We start from the raw sequence: 20084 nt of genomic DNA on the forward strand, positions 1-20084 counted from the left end.
TCGGTTCAGGATCGCCGGAAGCGGATCAAGCCGCTTGAGTTGAAGTGTAGTGTCATATTCGTGCCGTAAAGGCCTGTTTTTAAAATATTTCCGGCTTCGAGTTATAACCGTTATATCGCTTGGTGCTTAAGCCGGTACAGCGAATGGAGAAATATAAGGCAATAAAAAGCCCCGCTTTTCAGGCAGGGCTTTTGATGTTTTCAGCCTTTCTGGCGTTTCAGGCAACCAGTGCCTGACGGGTACGCTCGATCACGGCCTGCAGCGGCTCGGCGCTGGAGTATTGATCGGGGTACAGGCGTTCGCTGTGACGAGCGATGCCGTGTTCATTGACCAGAGTGAAGCTGAAGCAGCCTTTGCGAGCAGCCATGATCAGGCAGTTCATTGGTGCAAAAGCGTTGGTTAGGGTGCGAATGGCATCCTGAGTATGGATTTGAGTAGACATGGTTATTGGGTGTTCCTACAAATGACACGGATAAGAACCGTGCAACGTTTAAACGTTCCAGTAACGTCGATCACCATTGATCGAACGAAGAACCCGACTGGAACAAAGCAGCCAGTTGAAGCGCTATGATTTTTGCGCGCTTGGGCCGGCAGGTAGGTACTTAGGAGGGCAGGCAACACATCAAGGGCAAAGGTTCTGGGCCCGGGGTGAAGATCCTGATCAATTTGCAGGTTGGTTCGGTCAGAGTAAGTGAGCTTCGCAACACCCTTTGCTTTCGATTCAAAGGCAGTGTTGTCGCAAGCGTTACCTGGAAACCATCGAGGTGGTCGGTCCTGTGATGTCGGTAGAGGCTTCTCTTTAGGGAAGGTATACCGCAGGAGTTGTTCGACCAGAATTGACTTTCAGCTTGGTACTAACGCCGCGGATACTAACGGATTGAACTCAAGAAAGGAAGTGTGTTAGGCAAAAAAACGTTTGCTCATGCTTGAATCGCTCTGCTCGCTGGCGGGAATTTTCTGTATCTGGAGCATCTGCCATCGCGGGTAAAACCTCGCGGCAACAGTAAAGCACACAATTGGGTCACCAAGTGTTCGGAGGCGTGAGCCATCTCCTTGCTTGAAACACAGGTGCAGTGAGGCTCGTTGTGACTGATCGACTGCAAAATGCACGAAATAAGGGCGCTGATATAACCACCTCAAAGGGACTTGTGCACATTAGTTGCGTGGGCTGTCACCCGTCTGTCATTTCACCTTCAAGCGCAGTGGGTGCCTGTAGTGGAAATTTAAGTCAATGAAAAACATCGCTTTTTTTACTGGTGAAAAAATCGTCAGTTTGACTGCGAGCCCCATTCCACAGGGCTTCTGGCGATTTCAGGGAGGGTTGTCCACTGAGTTATCCACAGCTTCTGTGGATTGTCCCGAGCGCTTGCTCTAGGACGGGCGTGCAGGCTTTTTTTCGACTTTACCCGTATGAAAAAAAGAGTACAGTGGCGCGCCTTCTGATTCGTCCCACAGTGTTTTATGAAGTTTCGCTCAGTACCAACCTCTGTTACCTCCATCACCTCAGGTGTTACTCCACCCAAGCGCTTTTCGATGCGAGTCGCCGAATGGCTGCTCGACAGTCCACGCCTGGGTAATAACCCCTGCATCAAACATTTCGCCGGGCATTTGCTCAAGGCTCCAGCCCGTGAAGGGGTGGTGGCTGCGCAAAGTCGTCTGGGACAATTGATGTGCCGCGAATGCGGCAATGCCCGGGATCGGCGCATTGGCCAGGACCTGCTGCGCCAGGCCGCGCGTGCCGGCGACCGGCGTGCCCGGCAGGAACTCGGTCAGATCGAAGACTGAGCTGTCCAAGCCCCGACGGCTTGGTTAACCTTCGCGCTTTAATTCATCGGCAGGAGTCGTCATGGCTATGGACGTGACCAGTGTGTTGCTCGGTCTGGCGGGGGCTGCGCTACCGTTATTGATGTTGGCGTGGCAACTACAGCGGCGCCTGAGCATCGCGCAGTCCGAGCTGTCGCTGCTTGAAGAGCGCTTGGGTACTGCGCAACTGGCGCAGGACGGTCTTAATGCGCAACTCGATGCCTGCCGTGATGAAATCAGCGACCTGAGTCAGGCCAATGCCGCCAAGCAAGCCGATCTGGCTGCCGTGCGCCGTGAAGTCGAGCTGTTGCAGATCGAGCGCGATAACGCTCGTGATGCGGCTCATGCCTGGAACCTGGAGCGCAGCAGTAAAGAGGCCGAATTGCGGCGGCTGGACGCTCAGGCCGCCTCGTTGAATGCCGAGCTGCGTGAGCAGCAGGAAAGCCATCAGCAACGCCTGAGCGACCTGCAAGGCTCGCGGGACGAGCTGCGGGCGCAGTTCGCCGAGCTGGCCGGGAAAATCTTCGATGAGCGCGAACAGCGCTTTGCCGAAACCAGCCAGCAGCGTTTGGGCCAATTGCTCGACCCACTGAAAGAGCGCATTCAATCCTTCGAAAAACGCGTCGAGGAAAGCTATCAGGCCGAAGCCCGCGAGCGCTTCTCGCTGGCCAAGGAGCTGGAGCGTCTGCAGCAACTGAACCTGCGCTTGAGCGACGAGGCGACCAACCTCACGCGAGCACTCAAGGGGCAGAAAACCCAAGGCAACTGGGGTGAGTTGATTCTCGAACGAGTGCTGGAACACGCAGGCCTGGAGAAGGGCCGCGAGTACCAGACTCAAGTCAGTCTCAAAGGCCCGGATGGCGAGCGCTTCCAGCCTGATGTGCTGATTTATCTGCCGGGCGACAAACAGGTGGTGGTCGACTCCAAGGTCAGCCTGACGGCCTATCAGCAATACGTGGCGGCTGACGACGACGTGATTGGCCAGGCGGCGCTGAAACAGCATGTGCTGTCGATGCGTAATCACGTCAAGGGCCTGTCCGACAAGGACTATAAGCGCCTGGACGGTCTGCACAGCCTGGATTTCGTATTACTTTTCGTGCCCATCGAGGCGGCTTTTTCCGCGGCATTGCAGGCCGAGCCGAATCTGTTTCAGGAAGCCTTCGATCGCCATATCGTCATCGTCAGCCCGACCACTTTGCTGGCGACGTTGCGCGTCATCGACAGCCTGTGGAAGCAGGAGCGCCAGAGTCAGAACGCCCGGGAAATTGCCGAGCGCGCGGGCTGGCTGTACGACAAGTTCGTGCTGTTTATTCAGGATCTGGACGAGGTTGGCAATCGCTTGCAGCAACTGGATAAAGCCTACAGCGCCGCACGCAACAAACTGACGGAAGGCCGCGGCAATCTGGTCAGCCGCAGCGAGCAGCTCAAATTGCTTGGCGCACGGGCCAGCAAGAGTTTGCCGGCCGATCTGCTGGAGCGGGCGATGACCGATGTCGATGGGTTGGCCGAGCTGCCGGAATAAATCAAAAGACCATCTTCATCACAACGGCAAATGCCGACTCAACAATGCCCGCAATGCCGCCGGTTTCACCGGTTTCGGCAGGTATTCCAGGCCTGCCGCATGCACTTGGGCGACCATCTCCGGTCGCCCGTCAGCGCTGATCACCACGCCAGGCACCGGCTCGCCGAGTTGGGAGCGTAGCCAGGCCATGAGCTCGGTACCGGTTTCGCCATTGTCGAGGTGGTAATCCACCAATGCCAGTTGCGGTCGCATGCCATCACTGAGCAGGGCGATGCACTCATCGCGATTGCGCGCGGTATACACCTGACAGCCCCAGCGTGAGAGCAGGCTGTTCATGCCAATCAGAATGCTGTCTTCGTTATCGATACACAGCACCTGCGCGCCTGTTGGCAACCGGCCATTGAGCTCGGCAATTTTACCGGGCGCACTGGTTTGAGTCCGGGCCAGCGGCACGCTGACGCTGAACACGCTGCCTTTGCCTGGCCAGGAACGGACTTGCAGTTGATGACCCAGCACCCGGCACAAGCCGTCGGCAATCGCCAGACCCAGGCCCAGACCTTTTTCGGCACGGGTCTGGTGGCTGTCAAGGCGCTTGAACTCTTCGAAAATAACCTGGCGTTTGTCTTCGGGAATCCCCGGACCACGATCCCAGACTTCCAGGCACAGCTGATCGCCCTTGTGTCGCACGCCCAGCAGCACGGGGCCTTTGGCGTAGCGGAAGGCGTTGGTCAGGAAGTTTTGCAGAACCCGCCGCAGCAATTTGATATCGCTGTCGACCCGTAGGCGACTGCCGCGCAGGCGAAATTTCAGCCCTTGCTCCTGCGCCAGCGCCTTGAATTCGGCGCCGAGGGTGTCGAACAAATCATTCAGCACAAATGGCTTGCGATCCGGGTTGATCTTGCCGTTTTCCAGGCGCGAGATGTCAAGCAGGTCACTGATCAAGTCCTCGGCCGAGCGTAGCGAACTGTCCAGATGCTGCACCAGTTGCCGGGTCTCGCAGGAGAGATCGTCGTTCTGGTGGGAGAGGGCGGCCGAGAACAGCCGTGCGGCGTTCAATGGCTGCATCAGGTCGTGACTGACGGCTGCAAGGAAACGGGTTTTCGACTGGTTGGCCGACTCGGCGGTACCTTTGGCTTCGGTCAGCGCGACGTTCAACTGCGACAGTTCATGGGTGCGCTCGGCGACGCGTCGCTCCAGGCCCTCGTTGGCTTCGGTCAGCGCCTGCTCGGCTTCGCGAAACGCGGTGATGTCGGTGAAGCTCATGACAAACCCGCCGCCCGGCATTGGATTGCCGATCAGCTCGATCACCCGGCCGTTGGGGAACAACCGCTCCGAGGTGTGGGCGCGCCCCTGGCGCATCCAGTGCAGACGCCGGGCAACGTGGACTTCCGCTTCGCCGGGGCCGCACAGGCCGCGTTCGGCGTTATAGCGAATGATGTCGGCAATCGGCCGGCCGACGCTGATCAGGCCGTCCGGGTAGTTGAACAGCTCAAGGTAGCGGCGGTTCCAGGCCACCAGCTTCAGCGACTGGTCGACCACGCTGATGCCTTGGGTGATGTTCTCGATCGCGCCTTGCAGCAAGGCGCGGTTGAATTGCAGCACTTCCGAGGCTTCGTCGGCGATTCGCACCACATCCTCAAGCTGCATTTCCCGCCCCTCAATGGCCGCTTTCACGACGGCGCGGGTCGATGAAGCGCCGAGTACACCGGCGAGCAAGCGTTCGGTGTGGGCGATCCATTCGCCGTCGGCATTCTGATTCGGGTTGAAGCCTTTGCCTTGGCGGTAGGCGAAGCGGATGAAGCTCTGGCGTGCCCGTTCTTCGCCGACAAAACGTGCCGCGAGTTGCAGCAGATCGTCGATTTGCACCGCCAGCATTGAGCGCGCGCTCGGTCGTGTGCTGATCTCCTGGCCAATGAAACGCCCGGCCTGCCAGTGTTCCGAGACCCGCGTGCGGGACAGCACCGACACCCAGGCGAACAAGGTGAAGTTACCGACCAGCGACAACACCACGCCTTGGGTCAGTGGGGAAATCGGTAAGTTCAGCGGGTTGCCGTGCAACCAGCCGAGCCCCGGAAAGCTGTGTAGCGACCAACCCAGGCTACGGGCGGCGATTGGCAGGATCAAGGTGTAGAACCAGAGGAACGTCCCGGCGGCGAGGCCGGCGAATACCCCGCGGCGGTTGGCCTGTTTCCAGTACAGCGCGCCGAGCATCGCCGGCGCCAGTTGGGTTACGGCGGCAAACGCGATCTGTCCGATGGTAGCCAGGCTGGCGGTCGAGCCGAGCAGGCGATAGGAAACATAGGCCAGCAGCAAAATCACCACGATGCTCACCCGGCGCACCGATAGCATCCAGTGGCGGAACACCTCGAACGGCCGCTCGGCATTTTTCCGGTGTAGCAGCCATGGCAGCAGCATGTCGTTGGAAACCATGGTCGACAGTGCCACGCTGGCAACAATCACCATGCCGGTGGCGGCGGACGCGCCACCGATAAACGCCAGCAGCGCCAGCGCCGGATGAGCCTGGGCCAGTGGCAGGCTGATGACGAACGAATCGGGCAATACCGAGCTTGGCAGCATCATTTGCCCAGCCAGCGCGATCGGCACCACGAACAGTGCGGCCAATGCCAGATAAGCCGGGAACACCCATTTCGCCAGACGCAAATCCTGTGGTTCGATGTTCTCCACCACGGTCACATGGAACTGTCGGGGCAGGCAGATGATCGCCATCATCGCTACGCCCGTCTGCACCACCATCGATGGCCAGTTGACGGTTTCTTTCCAGTATTCCTCCAGGCGTGGTGCAAGCATGGCCTGATCGAACAGGTCGTCGAAGCCGTCGTATAAACCATACGTGACGAAGGCACCGACGGCGAGGAAGGCCAACAGCTTGACCAGCGCTTCGAAGGCAATCGCCAGCACCATGCCACGGTGGTGCTCGGTGGCATCGAGGTTGCGGGTACCGAAGACGATGGTGAACAGCGCCAGAATCAGCGACACAATCAGCGCCGTGTCCTGGGCACGGGTGCCCATGGCGTCGGGGCCTGCGCCGATCAACAGGTTTACCCCCAGGACGATGCCTTTAAGCTGCAAGGCGATGTAGGGCAATACGCCGACCAGACAGATCAGCGCCACCACCACTGCCAGCGATTGTGACTTGCCATAGCGGGCGGCGATAAAGTCGGCAATCGAGGTGATGTTTTCCTGTTTGCTGATCATCACCATTTTTTGCAGGACCCACGGTGCGAACACCAGCAGCAGGATCGGTCCCAGATAAATCGGCAAAAACGACCAGAGTTGTTCGGCGGCCTGACCGACGGCGCCAAAGAACGTCCAGCTGGTGCAATAGACCGCCAGTGACAGGCTGTACACCCAGGCTCGCATACGCGGCGGCAGCGGCGCGCTGCGCCGGTCGCCGTAAAAGGCGATGGCGAACATGACGGCCATATAGGCCAGGGCGACGGCGGCAATCAGCCCGCTGGACAACGACATGGTAACTCCAGGCAAAAGACACCCGGGATGCAAGCCCGGTCTGACAGTCTCGCACGACCACTTCAGTTAGTCAGTGTCGACCAAGGTCGTGGCGCGGCGGGGTGTCGCAGGGTAGAGGCCGGTTGGATCTTTAGTTCATTTGCTCGCGAAGGCGTCGTCACTGATTCAACGCAATATCGATCAACCGATGCAACTCTTCAACCTCAACCTCAACCTCAACCTCAAGCGCCGCCGACGCGAACAGGATGCGGAACACCGTCGGCGCCACCAGCATGTTGATCAGTCGGTCGACACCGGGCTTCGGCTCATTCGGATAACGGTCCAGTATCGTCTGTAACTGCCCGCTGATAATGCTCACGCAATACCCCGGCGCTTGCCCCATGAGTGGCGCAGGGTTGATGTCGGCGTTCTACGTGCTGAGTTACCTGGCGTTCTGCCTGCCGTCGCTATTGGCAGGCAACCTGACCCGGACCTTCGGTCTGATCGCCACCACCGATGGCTATGGCGCGGTATTGATCGTGCTGTCGTTGGGGGCGTTATTGGGGTTGATGCGTCAGCGACCGGTCAAGCTCTGTGGGGCAGCGGGTAATCCTTAGCGCGGCAGAGACGCTCTCATGCATGTATCTGCAAAACAGATAACAGTTAGAGAAATTACCCGTTATATAGATATTCTATTTGGTTCTACCATGAGCTCTACCTCACCCGAGGACAGGAGTTCACGATGCAATGCCCCAACAGCAACAAAACCGCTAATCGGCCTTTGAGCCATTTGCAGCACCCGCGCGAAGCGATTCGTCAGTTCACCCCGAACTGGTTTGCCGCGACCATGGGCACCGGGGTCCTGGCCCTGGCGCTCGCCCAATTGCCGGTGTCGATTGCCGGTCTGCATGCCTTCGCTGAAGGCCTGTGGATGTTTAATATTTTCCTGTTTTTGCTGTTCAGCGGATTGTACGCCGCGCGCTGGGCGTTGTTCTTCGATGAGGCGCGACGGATTTTTGGCCACTCCACGGTTTCGATGTTTTTCGGCACCATTCCCATGGGCCTGGCGACCATCATCAATGGCTTCCTGCTGTTCGGCCTGCCGCGTTGGGGCGAGGGCGTTGTGCACCTGGCCGAGGTGCTGTGGTGGATAGATGTCGCCATGTCGCTGGCCTGCGGCATCTTGATCCCGTACATGATGTTCACTCGCCAGGAACACAGCATCGACCAGATGACCGCTGTCTGGCTGCTGCCGGTGGTGGCTGCGGAAGTCGCGGCGGCCAGCGGTGGTTTGCTTGCACCGCATCTGGCTGACGCTCACTCGCAACTGGTGGTACTGGTGACCAGCTACGTGCTGTGGGCGTTCTCGCTGCCGGTGGCGTTCAGCATCCTGACCATCCTGCTGCTGCGCATGGCCTTGCACAAATTGCCCCACGAAAACATGGCCGCGTCGAGCTGGCTGGCGCTGGGGCCGATCGGCACCGGGGCGTTGGGCATGTTGTTGCTGGGCAGTGATGCGCCGGCGATTTTCGCCGCCAACGGCTTACCGGGTATCGGTGAAATTGCCGCCGGACTGGGCCTGGTCGCCGGCATCACGCTATGGGGATTCGGCTTGTGGTGGATGTTGATGGCGGTGCTGATCACCTTGCGTTACCTGCGTGGCGGGATTCCCTTCAACCTCGGCTGGTGGGGTTTTACCTTCCCGCTGGGTGTCTACTCGCTGGCCACGCTGAAGCTGGCAAGCACCTTGAACCTGACTTTTTTCAGCCTCTTTGGCAGTGTCTTGGTGGTCGCGTTGGCGATCATGTGGTTGATCGTCTCCAAGCGCACCGTTCAAGGCGCCTGGCGCGGTGAGTTGTTTGTTTCGCCGTGCATTGCCGGATTAGCGAAATAATCCGCAAAGTTTAGGTAAGGTTGTGGCCTGGATCGCTGTACGACATTCCAATAAGAGCATCCAAGCCACACAGGGACATGGAAGATGAGCCACCCTTCGCAGTTCACCTTGCTTTGCAAGCGGCGGTTTCTGCCGTTTTTTGTTACGCAGTCCCTCGGGGCATTCAACGACAACATTTTCAAGCAGTCGTTGATTCTTGCCATTTTGTACAAGCTGAGCATCGAGGGTGACCGTTCGATCTGGGTCAATCTGTGTGCGCTGCTGTTCATCCTGCCGTTTTTTCTGTTCTCGGCGCTGGCCGGGCAGTTCGGGGAAAAGTTCGCCAAGGACGCGCTGATTCGTCTGATCAAGCTCGGTGAAATCGCGATCATGGCGGTCGGTGCAGTCGGGTTCCTGTTCGATCATCTGTCGCTGATGCTGGTGGCGCTGTTCGCCATGGGGACTCACTCGGCGCTGTTCGGCCCGGTGAAGTACTCGATCCTGCCGCAGGCCCTGCATGAAGAAGAGCTGGTGGGCGGTAACGGTCTGGTGGAAATGGGCACCTTCCTGGCGATTCTGGCCGGGACCATCGGCGCCGGGATCATGATGTCGTCCAGTCACTACGCACCGATCGTCTCCACGGCGATCATCGGTGTCGCGGTGCTGGGCTATCTGGCCAGCCGCGGCATTCCGCGCGCTGCGGCGTCGACCCCTGAGCTACGGCTGAACTGGAATATTTTCAGCCAGTCCTGGGCGACTCTGCGCCTGGGACTGGGGCAAACACCTGCGGTATCGCGCTCGATTGTCGGCAACTCATGGTTCTGGTTTGTCGGGGCGATTTACCTGACGCAAATCCCGGCCTACGCCAAAGAGTGGATGCACGGCGACGAGACCGTGGTGACGCTGATTCTGACGGTGTTCTCGGTCGGTATCGCGCTGGGTTCGATGCTCTGCGAGAAGCTCTCCGGGCGCAAAGTCGAGATCGGTCTGGTGCCGTTTGGCTCCTTTGGACTGACAGTGTTTGGCTTGCTGCTCTGGTGGAGCTCCGGGGGGATCCCGCAAAGCCTTCAAGGTCATGGCTGGATCGAAGTGCTCGGCTTCGGTGATACGTGGTGGGTGCTGTTCGATATTCTCGGGCTGGGGGTTTTCGGTGGTTTCTACATCGTGCCGTTGTACGCGTTGATTCAGTCGCGCACTGCCGAAAACGAGCGGGCGCGGGTGATCGCGGCCAACAACATCCTCAATGCACTGTTCATGGTGGTTTCGGCGATTGTCTCGATTGTGCTGCTGAGCTTCGCCAAGCTGTCGATTCCCCAGCTGTTTCTGGTGGTGTCGGTGCTGAACATCGGGGTAAACGCCTACATCTTCAGCATCGTTCCCGAGTTCAGCATGCGCTTCATGATCTGGCTGCTCAGCCATTCCATGTACCGTGTGCAGCACCGCAACCTTGAGCTGATTCCCGATGAAGGCGCGGCGTTGCTGGTCTGCAACCACGTGTCGTTCGTCGATGCCTTGCTGATTGGTGGCGCAGTGCGTCGGCCGATTCGCTTTGTGATGTATTACAAGATCTACAACTTGCCGGTGCTGAACTTCATCTTCCGTACTGCAGGGACCATTCCGATTGCCGGGCGCCAGGAAGACATCCAGATTTACGAAAAGGCCTTCAAGCGAATCGCCCAGTACCTGAAGGATGGTGAGCTGGTGTGCATATTTCCGGAAGGCAAGTTGACCGCCGATGGCGAGATCAATGAGTTCAAGGGCGGGCTGACGCGGATACTGGAAGAGACACCGGTGCCGGTGATTCCTTTGGCCTTGCAAGGGTTGTGGGGCAGCTTTTTCAGTCGCGATCCGAACAAGGGTTTGTTCCACCGGCTCTGGTCACGGGTGACTGTGGTGGCCGGGCCGGCGGTGGCGGTAGAAGTCGCGCAGCCTGCGCAGTTGCAAGCGCTGGTCGGCGAGTTACGTGGCACCGTTAGATAGTGGGTGTTTTGGCCGGCCTCATCGCGAGCAAGCTTTGCTCCTACAGATATCTAGTACCTCTGTAGGAGCAAGGCTTGCCCGCGATGGCGATCTAGGCCTGGGCGCTGACTTTGAGCCCAACCAACCCGGCGATGATCAGCGCGACGCTGGCCAGGCGGAACAGCGCCATGGATTCACCAAACAGGATAATCCCGGCGATAACCGTGCCCACGGCGCCGACGCCAGTCCAGATGGCGTAGGCAGTGCCCAACGGCAGATCCTTCATGGCCAAGCCCAGCAGACCCAGGCTGATCAGCATGGCGCCGACAGTCAGGACGGTGGGAAGAGGGCGGCTGAAGCCGTCGGTGTATTTCAGGCCAACGGCCCAGCCGACTTCAAACAGGCCGGCGAAAAACAGAATGATCCAGGACATAAAGACCTCCATCGATTGACGGGGTCGTCCCCAGATGAATAACTCGATCGAGCCGCAAGGTCGTCCTCGCGATGCGCAGTATAATGCCCACCATTAACCTGGGGATCAAGTTCAAGGGTCAGTCGGTTGCTTGTTGGGCGGCCAGTTCGCGGTCCTGTTTCTCGCTCATCCGACGGAAATACGTCGAGAGCAGCGCGCCGGAAATATTGTGCCAGACACTGAACAGTGCGCTCGGCACTGCCGCCAGTGGCGAGAAGTGGGCACTGGCCAGCGCCGCGCCCAGCCCTGAGTTCTGCATGCCGACTTCCAGGGCCAGGGATTTGCGTTGCGCCAGCGGCAGTTTGAACACGCGTCCGGTGAAGTAACCCAGCAGGAAACCAAAGCTGTTATGCAGCATCACCACGGCCATGATCAGCAGGCCGGACTCGGCAATCTTGGCCTGACTCGCTGCGACAACGGCAGCGACGATGATCACGATGCTCACCACCGAAACCAGCGGCAGGACCTCTACTGCGTGGCGCACCCGATCTCCCAGCAGGCGCTGGGCGATCACGCCGAGCACGATCGGCAGCAACACCACTTGCAGGATCGACCAGAACAGTTCCATGAACGATACCGGCAGCCAGGCCGAGGCCAGTAACCAGATCAGGGCCGGCGTCAGCACCGGAGCGAGCAGGGTGGTGACGGCGGCAATCGCTACCGACAGTGCCAGGTCACCGCGGGCCAGCCAGGTCATCACGTTCGACGAGGTGCCGCTTGGGCAGCAACCGACCAGAATCACCCCGACGGCGATTTCCGGTGGCAAGTGAAACGCCTGGCAGAGCAACCATGCCACGCCGGGCATGATCACGAAATGTGCGACCACGCCCAGTGCCACGCGCCACGGATGGCGGGCCACTTCAGCGAAGTCTTCAAGTTTGAGGGTCAGGCCCATGCCGAACATCACCAGCCCCAGCAACGGTACGATCGCACCTTTTAAACCGGTGAACCACGCCGGTTGCAGGAAGGCCGCCACGGCGAAGATCAACACCCAGTAAGCGAAAGTGTTGCCGACAACGCGGCTCAGTGCTGCCAGTGCACGCATGACCTGTTCCTTATTATTAAGTAGCACCACAAAACAAGTGTGGGAGCGAGCTTGCTCGCGATGAGGGACTGACATTCAACAATGATGTTGACTGAAACTCCGCAATCGCGAGCAGGCTCGCTCCCACAGGGGCAACTATTCGCCTTTTCTTTAGATTCCTTGCGGAGTCTCTTCGCCGCCCAGCGCCTCAACCAGCGCCGGGAGGAATTCGCCGAAGGTCATCATCATCAACGTGAAGCTGGCGTCCAGTTGGCCGAGGGCTTCATCGCCACCGTCCTGTTCTGCCTGATCCTGCAGCAGGTCTTCGAACTTCAGGCGCTTGACCACCATCTTGTCGTCGAGGACGAAAGACAGTTTGTCTTGCCAGGCCAGGGACAGCTGAGTGACCACTTTACCGGTGCTCAGGTGCAACTGGATTTCTTCGCTGGTCAGGTCCTGACGCTTGCAACGGACGATGCCGCCGTCTTCGTGGGTATCGCGCAGTTCGCACTCATCCAGTACGAAGAAGTCGTCGGCGGCTTTCTGGGTGGTGACCCACTCAGTCATGGTAGCGGTCGGGGACATTTTTACAGTCAGCGGACGTACCGGCAGCGTGCCGATCACTTCACGCAGCGTGGAAAGCAGGTCTTCGGCGCGTTTCGGGCTGGCGGAGTTGACCAGGATCAGCCCCTGTTTCGGTGCGATGGCGGCAAAGGTCGACGAGCGACGGATAAAGGCGCGCGGCAGGAACGCCTGGATGATTTCATCCTTGATCTGATCACGCTCCTTCTTATAGACCTTGCGCATTTGCTCGGCTTCGATCTCTTCGACCTTTTCCTTGACCGCGTCGCGTACGACGCTGCCCGGCAGAATGCGTTCTTCCTTGCGTGCGGCGATCAGCAGGAAGTCTCCGCTGACATGCACCAAAGGTGCGTCTTCGCCTTTGCCAAACGGCGCGACGAAGCCATAGGTGGTCAACTCCTGGCTTGCACATGGACGCGCCAGTTTGGTGGCCAGTGCAGTTTCCAACGCCTCAGCATCGACAGGCAGATCTTGGGTCAGGCGATAGATAAGCAGGTTTTTGAACCACATGGGGTGAGTCTCTCCTTTATACAAAGGGGGGCATTATTCTCCGCGCAGCGTCATAGGCCAACCCTCAGCTAAGCCTTTGGAAGGCCTGAAAAAATTATTTTAAAAAGTGCTTGCCAGAGGTGGGGCTGCTCCGTAGAATGCGCGCCACACCGAACGTGAAGGGTGATTAGCTCAGCTGGGAGAGCGTCTGCCTTACAAGCAGAATGTCGGCGGTTCGATCCCGTCATCACCCACCATTCGCATTCAGTGTTACGCGCAGCGGTAGTTCAGTCGGTTAGAATACCGGCCTGTCACGCCGGGGGTCGCGGGTTCGAGTCCCGTCCGCTGCGCCATATTCGGTAACCTGGAACGCTGAACGCCAGGTAACCACAGAAAGCCCGCTAACGCGGGCTTTTTGCTGTAAGAGTTCCATGCGATGTGCACTGTTTCATTGAAATTCAGCTTTTTTAATAAATTTCTTAATTAAATCAGCACGTTATGAATTTTTGTGGCACAATGCGCCTCGCAACGAAGGTAAAGGGTGATTAGCTCAGCTGGGAGAGCGTCTGCCTTACAAGCAGAATGTCGGCGGTTCGATCCCGTCATCACCCACCACTTACTTTCAACGCTACGCGCAGCGGTAGTTCAGTCGGTTAGAATACCGGCCTGTCACGCCGGGGGTCGCGGGTTCGAGTCCCGTCCGCTGCGCCATATTCGGTAACCTGGAACACTGAACGCCAGGTCACCACAGAAAGCCCGCTTAATGCGGGCTTTTTGCTGTCTGGGGTTTTATCAAGTCATGGCCCCGATAGAAAAGCGACCCTTGGGTCGCTTTTTTTCGTTTATGGGTTACTGCTCGGCATTGCGCGCGTGCCGGTAATCACTGACCGCTTCGTACACTGCTTTGCGTAGCCGATTGATACCGCCAATAGGGCGATGAGCTTCCAGGCCAAACCAGGGGTTGAAGGACTGGTTATCGCATTCCAGGTTCAGCGCCGGCGTGTCGAAGTCCTGGGCGGGGATCCGGATCCGCGCCACGGTCTCGAACGGCGCATCGCTTTCGCGCCATTCGATGCTGGTGTCCTCGATAGGCATGTACCTGGTCGGGTCCTGGCGCTGGATCTGCAAGACAAAACACGCGGGTACCCGATCCGTCGACAGTTGTTGATTCAGTGCGCTACGCAAAAAGTTTGGCAACGCTTGATTCTGTGCAGGCAGGGTGTAGCCGGGGCAGCTGTCAGGGTCTGGCGCGACGCGAAACTTGGCATTGGCCGTACCGAATTTATACGGCGAGACGGAAAAATAAGTGGTCTGGGTCGGGCTGGCTGGTGCGGGTGCCAGGGTCGCCAATGCAATGAACAGGTGGCGAACCTGCCAGCTGCGCGGATCCCAACTCGGAAAGAACGCCATGACCTGCTTGCCATCGGCCTGGGCTGCGACGTTCTGACGGTACTCGGCGACATTGCTGACAAAGAAGTTCGGATGGCTGAACATCACGAAGTCCTGCTCGCCGCGGCCCTGCTGATCCTTGAGTAGCTGTGTTCCCGGCACATCAAGCAATTTGATCGCCAGGCCTCGGGCATCGCGGACGCTGTCGAATTGCGGATAGGCGTTACCGTTGGACAGTCGCAAGAGGGCTTGCCAGGTCTTGCCGGCTTCGCTAAAGACACCTTGGCGCAGTTCAGGCGCCAGGTCGGCCAACACTTGAACCTCGGCCTTTACACAGCCATGCGCCTTGGCGTGGGCATCGCGCAGGAAGCGAGTATTTTCGCGGTGCTGGTCGACGATGCGCACGGCGGTCTGGATGATGTCCCGCGTCATTGCCGCTTCACCCGCCGGAATCTGTTCTTTGGCCGAGACCGGGCCGCTGTGATGCCAGGCGAACCAGGCTGTCGCCACCGCCCAGCTCAGCAAGCCGAGACCCAACAGGACCAGCAGGGTCTTGCCGAGCAATACGCCGACGCGCAGCCAAAGCGTGATCAACATGCACGAGTCCTTTGGGCAGAGGTGATGGTCATGGTAGTTGCGATTCCAAAGGGCCGCCGAGCACCTTCAGGTATTCCAGGAGTGCCCAGCGCTCTTGGGGTTGCAGCAGGCGGCCGATGACCCCATTGCCTCGTTCGCCTGCACGAAATTCGTGACCACTGTTGTGGTTGCCGGTGATTCGCGTGTCGAACTCAAAACCGTTGCTGAAGGCTTCGGGGCGATAACCCAGGTGCTGTGGGTCGTATTCGAACGTGCCTCTATAGAAGGTGGTTGCGCGCTCATCCTGCGGCGAGAGCAGTTGGTAGATGTTTGGTACTGAACCGTTATGCAGAAACGGTGGTGTCGCCCAAACGCCCTCCAGCGGTCGGGCCTTGTACGCGCGCAGTTCACGAACGCCAATCGGAAGGCCGAATCCATCCATGGCGGGGCGCTCTTCAGGCGTGACGTTGGCATCACGGTAAGCACGGTTCTCGACGAAGGCCGTTACGTAGGCCAGTCCTTTGGCAACCGAGAGTTTGCTCAGGTTCAGTGGTTCGGCAGGCGTCGGGTGCAGCTTGACGTCCAGTTTCGCCAGTTCGGCCACGTCCCATTTGAGCGGGCTCAGGTCGAAACGGTGGTCGGCGATGTTGTTGGCGGCCCCCGGGTCGGTACCAATGACGTCCACCGGCAACATTTTCAGTTTCTGCTCGGGCCGACCATTGGTCACTGTCACGTTCGGTACATGGCAACCGGCGCAATTTTCGGCGAACAGCGTGCGGCCCTTGGCGGCCAGTGGTTTGTCGATGCTGCCGAGCAATGCTTCGGGCCAGGCTGGAGGTTTGAGTCGCTTAAGGGTTTCTTCGATCAGTTGCAGGTCACGTACTCGCACGCTGGAAGGGTAGCGATCATCGCTCTTGAGCGGCTGGCCGGCGGCATCGAAGAAGTTCAGCGTCGCGCCGACACCCAGGGCTTCGCCGATGTTGCGCGCCATGGGTTGCTGGGCTGAGCCGTTCCATTGCACCCAATCGAAGGTCCAGATATCCCATAGCTGCGGGTAGTCCACGGGCGCATTGGCCACTCGATAGTTGTTCGGCGAAATGGCGTCGCCGAAACTGGCATTGGCGATACGGCCGAAAGCGTCGGTACGGCCTGGGCCCTCTTCGGTAGGGTAGAGGCCGCGGTGGGTGTCATTCCAGGCAGCGCGCAGGAAGGTATCCAGCGACGTTTTGAAGTCCTGGCGCAGTTGTGAGTGCTGGGCGTCATAGTCCTGACCCAGCACATTGTGTGCGAAGCGTTCGAATTTCCAGGGGTTGTAGTAGGTCGAGGCGAGGCTTGCGACCAATGCCTGACCGAAACTGCCGCCGCGCAGAGTGGGAACGCTGGAAGGTAATACGTGCTGTGCCGAGCCGCCGTCGATGCGTACTGCCTGGCCTTTAAAGCGCAGCTCGCCGGTGTGGCAGGCGGCGCAGGTAACATCCAGAAACTCTTCTTTACTGCCTGGGTTCTGATGGCGGGCGAAGCCGACGGGCAGGTTGCCTGGGTTATAAGGGGTGGCTTTCTGGGCGGGATCCACCAGAAAGCCAAAACGTGCCAGGTACTCGGGCGCGGCAAAGCGTTGTTCCGAGAACGGCAGTTCAAGTGCTGTGAACCAGTTGTAGCGCAGGCCTTTGACCTGCGTACCCTGCGGCGTGAAGTAGTAGGTCTGGCGGTCGGCGGCGTTCCACTGCTCGAGGTAATTCACCTGCTGGACTGGCGTATAGGCTGGCAGTTTCGGGTTGGCGACGTAATACAGGACCACCGCCAGAGCGACTGTCAGCAGGGTGATTATCAGCAACAGCACACGGATCAAGAGGCGCACGTTAAACATCCTTGTCGATTTATGGCCTTGTTATGCCTTAGCCTCGGGAATGCGGCAAGTGGCCATTACGCCAGGTGCTGTAGGAACCGGCGTTTATTGCACTGAGAAGAAGCTGACAGAAGCTTCATGACCACTGCTCGCAAAATGCGTTAAAAGGCCTGAACTTATCGGAGCTTTCCTGCTCTCATGCCGGTAGCCATTGGTCGTGGCGGCCTGATAAGCTCGCGGCTTTATTCGATTGCCCTTTAGGCGCATGAACAAGGAAATAGCATGAAACAGCATCGGTTGGCGGCGGCGGTGGCCCTGGTTAGCCTGGTACTCGCGGGTTGTGACTCGCAGACCAGCGTTGAGCTGAAAACCCCGGCGCAAAAAGCTTCCTACGGTATTGGCCTGAACATGGGCAAGAGCCTGGCTCAGGAAGGCATGGATGATCTGGATTCCAAAGCCGTAGCCCAAGGCATCGAAGATGCCGTCGGCAAGAAAGAACAGAAACTGAAGGATGACGAGCTGGTCGAAGCTTTCGCTGCGCTGCAAAAGCGCGCTGAAGAGCGTCTGGCCAAGATGAGCGAAGAGTCGGCAGCTGCCGGCAAGAAATTCCTCGAAGACAACGCGAAGAAGCCGGGTGTCGTTACCACTGCTTCGGGTCTGCAGTACGAAGTGGTCAAGAAAGCCGATGGCCCACAGCCCAAGCCGACTGACGTAGTGACTGTTCACTACACTGGCAAGCTGACCAACGGCACCGTTTTCGACAGCTCCGTCGAGCGCGGCAGCCCGATTGATCTGCCGGTTAGCGGTGTGATCCCGGGTTGGGTTGAAGGTCTGCAACTGATGCACGTCGGCGAGAAGTACAAACTGTACATCCCTAGCGATCTGGCCTACGGCGCACAAAGCCCTAGCCCGGCAATCCCGGCCAACTCGGTGCTGGTATTCGACCTGGAACTGCTGGCGATCAAAGATCCGGCAAAACAAGACGCCGCCAAGTAATCAGCGTCTGCTATAAAAACAACGCCCCGTTCATGCGGGGCGTTGTTGCATCTGGCGTTCAGTGGTCGACAATTCAAGCGAACGGACGCGGTGGAGTGGAGTCATAGCATTGAGGGGGCCGCAGCTAAACGCAGTAGGTTGCCAAGTCAATGAAATATTGGGGTTTTTTTATGTGAGTAAAAAACGCCCGATCTAAGCTGAGCCCTTGTAAGACGGGGCCTTCAGACGTGAAAAGCGGCTCTGTTCACAAGGTTATCCACAACTTGTGTGGATAACATTTCAACGGGAGAGATGATGAAAGCACCCTGGAATTTCGCTCGATTTCTGCCCTTGGCGGGAAGGTTGCTCAGTCGTGGGCGATTACCGGCCCTGTTGTTCGCCGTAGCCAGAAAAGGGGCGAGCCAGGGTAACCGTTTGGGCAAGCTCAAAGATGACCTTCGATTGCTGCAGGCATTGTGCCTGGCGTACTGGCGCGGCGAGTATCGGAACATCAGTCGCAAATCGATGCTGATAGTGGTGGCGGGGCTGATGTACTTCCTCAGCCCGCTCGACGCGATCCCTGATTTCATCCCGGTATTTGGCATGCTCGATGACATCGCCGTGCTGGCCTGGGTGATGAAAACCCTCGATGACGAACTGAACGCTTTCCGTGCCTGGCGCGACCGTCAGAGTCCAGAAAAGCTCGCGGCCGTGGAGCGCTTGCCTGATACGCCGGAGCAATTACAACTGCAAGGCCCGAAAAAAATCTGAGTCGAATCAGGTTCATCCACAGATTGATACCCCCCTCGCGACCTTGGCGGCTGTTAGGATTACACTTCTAAAGAAAAGTGCCGACTCGCTAAGTGTTGTTGTCCTACGGGGTAGTCATGGATATTCAGATAATTGCACGTGATGGCGAACCCGAATACGCGGTTCTGCCGTGGGCTCAGTATCAAGCGTTATTGAAAGCAGCAGGCGTCACTGAACAACCACCGCGTGAAGCGACAGTCCGTCACGCGGCCGCAGCAGACCAGGTTCTTCCGGGTCTGGATCAACTACGCAGTTTGCGCGAAGGGAAGGGCATCGCCATTGAGGCGCTGGCCCGCACGGTGGGCATCAGCCCGTCTTACCTGGCCTTGATCGAAAGTGGCGAGCGTCAACCTGACGCAGCGATTCGCCGCAGCCTGGCCTGGGAATTGACGGTGCCGGGATGGAGGGATGAATCGTGAGCGTACGCATCAGTCGTCAACATTGGGACGGTTTAATCGGCGAACTGGATCAGGCCCGCCGCCAGCGTCATCTTTTGACTTATCGCGCTTTGCTTGAGCGTTTGCAGCTGCCAAGCCCGGCCATGCAAACCCTGACTGCCGCGCTTGAGCACCTGGCGGCTCTGGATGCACGGGCCGAGCAGCCGCTGCGCAGTTCGCTGGTTATCAGCCAGGGCGCTAGCCGTCTGCCGCGCACCGGGTTTTTCGAATGCGTCGAGCGGCTGGGGCGTTTCTCAGGGCCTTCCGATGGCGTGGCTGCTGCGTCCTGGCATGCGTCGGAAGTGGTGCGGGTGTTTGAGTACGAATACCCCGAATCTGCGGAGGCCTGAATGCTCTGGCGACTCAAGGCCCGTGCCAGTTACTGGCTGGCACGCAGGCTGTTTCATTGGTCATGGTTTGTCCGCCAGCCACGCGGCTGGAGCTGGCTTGAAGGCCAGTTCGCGCGTATGGCGAACCTTGGTGATGTCGGTGCGCAAAGCTTCTATGGCCACATCCTGACGTTCCGTGGCCAAGGCCTCGGTGCCCGTGAAGAGGGCTTGCGTTTGTTGCGCCTCGCCGCATTGGCGGGGGACGGTAAAGCGGCCTATCAGGTCGGCGTGATCAGTCTTGCCGGAACCCCGGGCAAGGCCCCTGACGCTGCCGAAGCGGCGCGTTGGTGGCAGATGGCGGCCAAGGCCGGACATCCGCTGGCCGAGATCAAGCTCAAGGAACTGGCGTCACGTGATGCTTGACGGCCACTCTCACACGGGTTGATCCGGTTTGCCCGCAATCGCGGGTAAGCCACTTTCCTACAGGCGTTTGTAAAGTATTCGCCGATCAAGCATTGCCCGTTCTGCTT

The 20084-nt window shown here is 58.6% G+C and carries 16 protein-coding genes, 4 tRNA genes and 2 pseudogenes; 14 read left to right on the forward strand and 8 right to left on the reverse strand.

From position 1 onward, the window contains the following. Window positions 1-217: 217 nt before the first annotated feature. Window positions 218-442: a hypothetical protein gene (locus tag HK44_RS05950; RefSeq protein WP_007898912.1), complete on the reverse strand. Its 225-nt coding sequence runs from the start codon at window positions 440-442 to the stop codon at window positions 218-220. A gap of 1019 nt (window positions 443-1461) precedes the next feature. Between HK44_RS05950 and HK44_RS05955 the strand changes: the two genes are divergently transcribed. Continuing rightward, on the forward strand, window positions 1462-1785 hold the full coding sequence (locus tag HK44_RS05955) for a hypothetical protein (protein ID WP_019693081.1): 324 nt from the start codon (window positions 1462-1464) through the stop codon (window positions 1783-1785). A 175-nt stretch (window positions 1786-1960) separates the two neighbouring features. Beyond that, the gene (gene rmuC / locus HK44_RS05960) at window positions 1961-3325 is read left to right on the forward strand and encodes a DNA recombination protein RmuC (protein WP_162174763.1); all 1365 of its coding nucleotides are present in this window, start codon (window positions 1961-1963) and stop codon (window positions 3323-3325) included. Window positions 3326-3343: 18 nt separating this feature from the next. Here rmuC and HK44_RS05965 read toward each other — a convergent pair whose 3' ends face one another. Then, window positions 3344-6814: a hybrid sensor histidine kinase/response regulator gene (locus HK44_RS05965; protein ID WP_019693079.1), complete on the reverse strand. Its 3471-nt coding sequence runs from the start codon at window positions 6812-6814 to the stop codon at window positions 3344-3346. Between the two features lie 157 nt (window positions 6815-6971). After that, window positions 6972-7184: pseudogene (locus tag HK44_RS05970) on the reverse strand (TetR family transcriptional regulator); the annotation flags it as partial. Between the two features lie 7 nt (window positions 7185-7191). Between HK44_RS05970 and HK44_RS05975 the strand changes: the two are divergent. The 3 genes and pseudogenes from HK44_RS05975 to HK44_RS05985 form a co-directional block, all read left to right on the forward strand. Then, a pseudogene (locus HK44_RS05975) lies at window positions 7192-7410 on the forward strand (MFS transporter); the annotation flags it as partial. Between the two features lie 125 nt (window positions 7411-7535). After that, window positions 7536-8687: a TDT family transporter gene (locus tag HK44_RS05980; RefSeq protein WP_019693076.1), complete on the forward strand. Its 1152-nt coding sequence runs from the start codon at window positions 7536-7538 to the stop codon at window positions 8685-8687. An 84-nt stretch (window positions 8688-8771) separates the two neighbouring features. Then, the gene (locus HK44_RS05985) at window positions 8772-10646 is read left to right on the forward strand and encodes an MFS transporter (protein WP_019693075.1); all 1875 of its coding nucleotides are present in this window, start codon (window positions 8772-8774) and stop codon (window positions 10644-10646) included. A 91-nt stretch (window positions 10647-10737) separates the two neighbouring features. Here the strand turns inward: HK44_RS05985 and sugE are convergent, their stop codons facing one another. The 3 genes from sugE to rdgC all read right to left on the reverse strand — a co-directional run bounded on the left by sugE (window position 10738) and on the right by rdgC (window position 13213). Next, the gene (gene sugE / locus HK44_RS05990) at window positions 10738-11058 is read right to left on the reverse strand and encodes a quaternary ammonium compound efflux SMR transporter SugE (protein WP_019693074.1); all 321 of its coding nucleotides are present in this window, start codon (window positions 11056-11058) and stop codon (window positions 10738-10740) included. A 118-nt stretch (window positions 11059-11176) separates the two neighbouring features. After that, a complete protein-coding gene (locus HK44_RS05995) occupies window positions 11177-12142 on the reverse strand; it encodes a bile acid:sodium symporter family protein (RefSeq protein ID WP_019693073.1) in 966 nt (321 codons plus the stop codon). A gap of 150 nt (window positions 12143-12292) precedes the next feature. After that, entirely contained in the window at window positions 12293-13213 is a 921-nt protein-coding gene (gene rdgC / locus HK44_RS06000) for a recombination-associated protein RdgC (protein ID WP_019693072.1), read from the reverse strand. Window positions 13214-13373: 160 nt separating this feature from the next. Between rdgC and HK44_RS06005 the strand changes: the two genes are divergently transcribed. The 4 genes from HK44_RS06005 to HK44_RS06020 all read left to right on the forward strand — a co-directional run bounded on the left by HK44_RS06005 (window position 13374) and on the right by HK44_RS06020 (window position 13903). Next, a tRNA-Val gene (locus tag HK44_RS06005) sits at window positions 13374-13449 on the forward strand. 19 nt (window positions 13450-13468) lie between these two features. Further along, window positions 13469-13545, forward strand: a tRNA-Asp gene (locus tag HK44_RS06010). A 186-nt stretch (window positions 13546-13731) separates the two neighbouring features. Next, a tRNA-Val gene (locus tag HK44_RS06015) sits at window positions 13732-13807 on the forward strand. A 19-nt stretch (window positions 13808-13826) separates the two neighbouring features. Continuing rightward, window positions 13827-13903 (forward strand) — tRNA-Asp (locus HK44_RS06020). A gap of 138 nt (window positions 13904-14041) precedes the next feature. On the opposite strand, the gene HK44_RS06025 is transcribed toward HK44_RS06020, so the two are convergent. Both HK44_RS06025 and HK44_RS06030 read right to left on the reverse strand, forming a co-directional pair. Further along, complete coding sequence (locus HK44_RS06025) at window positions 14042-15178, reverse strand: catalase family protein (RefSeq protein WP_019693071.1); 1137 nt, start codon at window positions 15176-15178, stop codon at window positions 14042-14044. A 28-nt stretch (window positions 15179-15206) separates the two neighbouring features. After that, window positions 15207-17015, reverse strand: coding sequence for a c-type cytochrome (locus HK44_RS06030; protein WP_019693070.1), 1809 nt, complete (start codon window positions 17013-17015; stop codon window positions 15207-15209). A 270-nt stretch (window positions 17016-17285) separates the two neighbouring features. Here HK44_RS06030 and HK44_RS06035 point away from each other — a divergent pair, with 270 nt between their 5' ends. The 5 genes from HK44_RS06035 to HK44_RS06055 all read left to right on the forward strand — a co-directional run bounded on the left by HK44_RS06035 (window position 17286) and on the right by HK44_RS06055 (window position 19977). After that, window positions 17286-17999 carry an FKBP-type peptidyl-prolyl cis-trans isomerase gene (locus tag HK44_RS06035; RefSeq protein WP_019693069.1) on the forward strand — a complete coding sequence of 238 codons (714 nt, stop codon included), beginning with the start codon at window positions 17286-17288 and terminating at the stop codon, window positions 17997-17999. Between the two features lie 294 nt (window positions 18000-18293). Further along, on the forward strand, window positions 18294-18749 hold the full coding sequence (locus HK44_RS06040; RefSeq protein WP_019693068.1) for a YkvA family protein: 456 nt from the start codon (window positions 18294-18296) through the stop codon (window positions 18747-18749). A 116-nt stretch (window positions 18750-18865) separates the two neighbouring features. Further along, entirely contained in the window at window positions 18866-19207 is a 342-nt protein-coding gene (locus HK44_RS06045) for a helix-turn-helix domain-containing protein (RefSeq protein WP_019693067.1), read from the forward strand. Further along, window positions 19204-19575, forward strand: a complete 372-nt coding sequence (locus tag HK44_RS06050; protein WP_019693066.1) for a hypothetical protein — start codon at window positions 19204-19206, stop codon at window positions 19573-19575. The genes HK44_RS06045 and HK44_RS06050 overlap by 4 nt, the downstream gene beginning before the upstream one ends. Then, on the forward strand, window positions 19576-19977 hold the full coding sequence (locus HK44_RS06055) for a hypothetical protein (protein ID WP_019693065.1): 402 nt from the start codon (window positions 19576-19578) through the stop codon (window positions 19975-19977). Window positions 19978-20084 lie beyond the last annotated feature (107 nt).

It is taken from the genome of Pseudomonas fluorescens HK44 (assembly GCF_000217955.3).
In the GTDB taxonomy this organism is placed as follows: Bacteria; Pseudomonadota; Gammaproteobacteria; order Pseudomonadales; family Pseudomonadaceae; genus Aquipseudomonas; species Aquipseudomonas fluorescens_AQ.

Bases quoted from the DNA above. Each gene is read 5' to 3' on its own strand.
- HK44_RS05995 (WP_019693073.1), bottom strand. From the start codon at position 12,142: ATGCGTGCACTGGCAGCACTGAGCCGCGTTGTCGGCAACACTTTCGCT.
- HK44_RS05950 (WP_007898912.1), bottom strand. From the start codon at position 442: ATGTCTACTCAAATCCATACTCAGGATGCCATTCGCACCCTAACCAAC.
- HK44_RS06045 (WP_019693067.1), top strand. From the start codon at position 18,866: ATGGATATTCAGATAATTGCACGTGATGGCGAACCCGAATACGCGGTT.
- HK44_RS06025 (WP_019693071.1), bottom strand. From the start codon at position 15,178: ATGTTGATCACGCTTTGGCTGCGCGTCGGCGTATTGCTCGGCAAGACC.
- HK44_RS05965 (WP_019693079.1), bottom strand. From the start codon at position 6,814: ATGTCGTTGTCCAGCGGGCTGATTGCCGCCGTCGCCCTGGCCTATATG.
- HK44_RS06040 (WP_019693068.1), top strand. From the start codon at position 18,294: ATGAAAGCACCCTGGAATTTCGCTCGATTTCTGCCCTTGGCGGGAAGG.
- HK44_RS05980 (WP_019693076.1), top strand. From the start codon at position 7,536: ATGCAATGCCCCAACAGCAACAAAACCGCTAATCGGCCTTTGAGCCAT.
- HK44_RS05985 (WP_019693075.1), top strand. From the start codon at position 8,772: ATGAGCCACCCTTCGCAGTTCACCTTGCTTTGCAAGCGGCGGTTTCTG.
- rdgC (WP_019693072.1), bottom strand. From the start codon at position 13,213: ATGTGGTTCAAAAACCTGCTTATCTATCGCCTGACCCAAGATCTGCCT.
- HK44_RS05955 (WP_019693081.1), top strand. From the start codon at position 1,462: ATGAAGTTTCGCTCAGTACCAACCTCTGTTACCTCCATCACCTCAGGT.
- HK44_RS06055 (WP_019693065.1), top strand. From the start codon at position 19,576: ATGCTCTGGCGACTCAAGGCCCGTGCCAGTTACTGGCTGGCACGCAGG.
- HK44_RS06035 (WP_019693069.1), top strand. From the start codon at position 17,286: ATGAAACAGCATCGGTTGGCGGCGGCGGTGGCCCTGGTTAGCCTGGTA.
- sugE (WP_019693074.1), bottom strand. From the start codon at position 11,058: ATGTCCTGGATCATTCTGTTTTTCGCCGGCCTGTTTGAAGTCGGCTGG.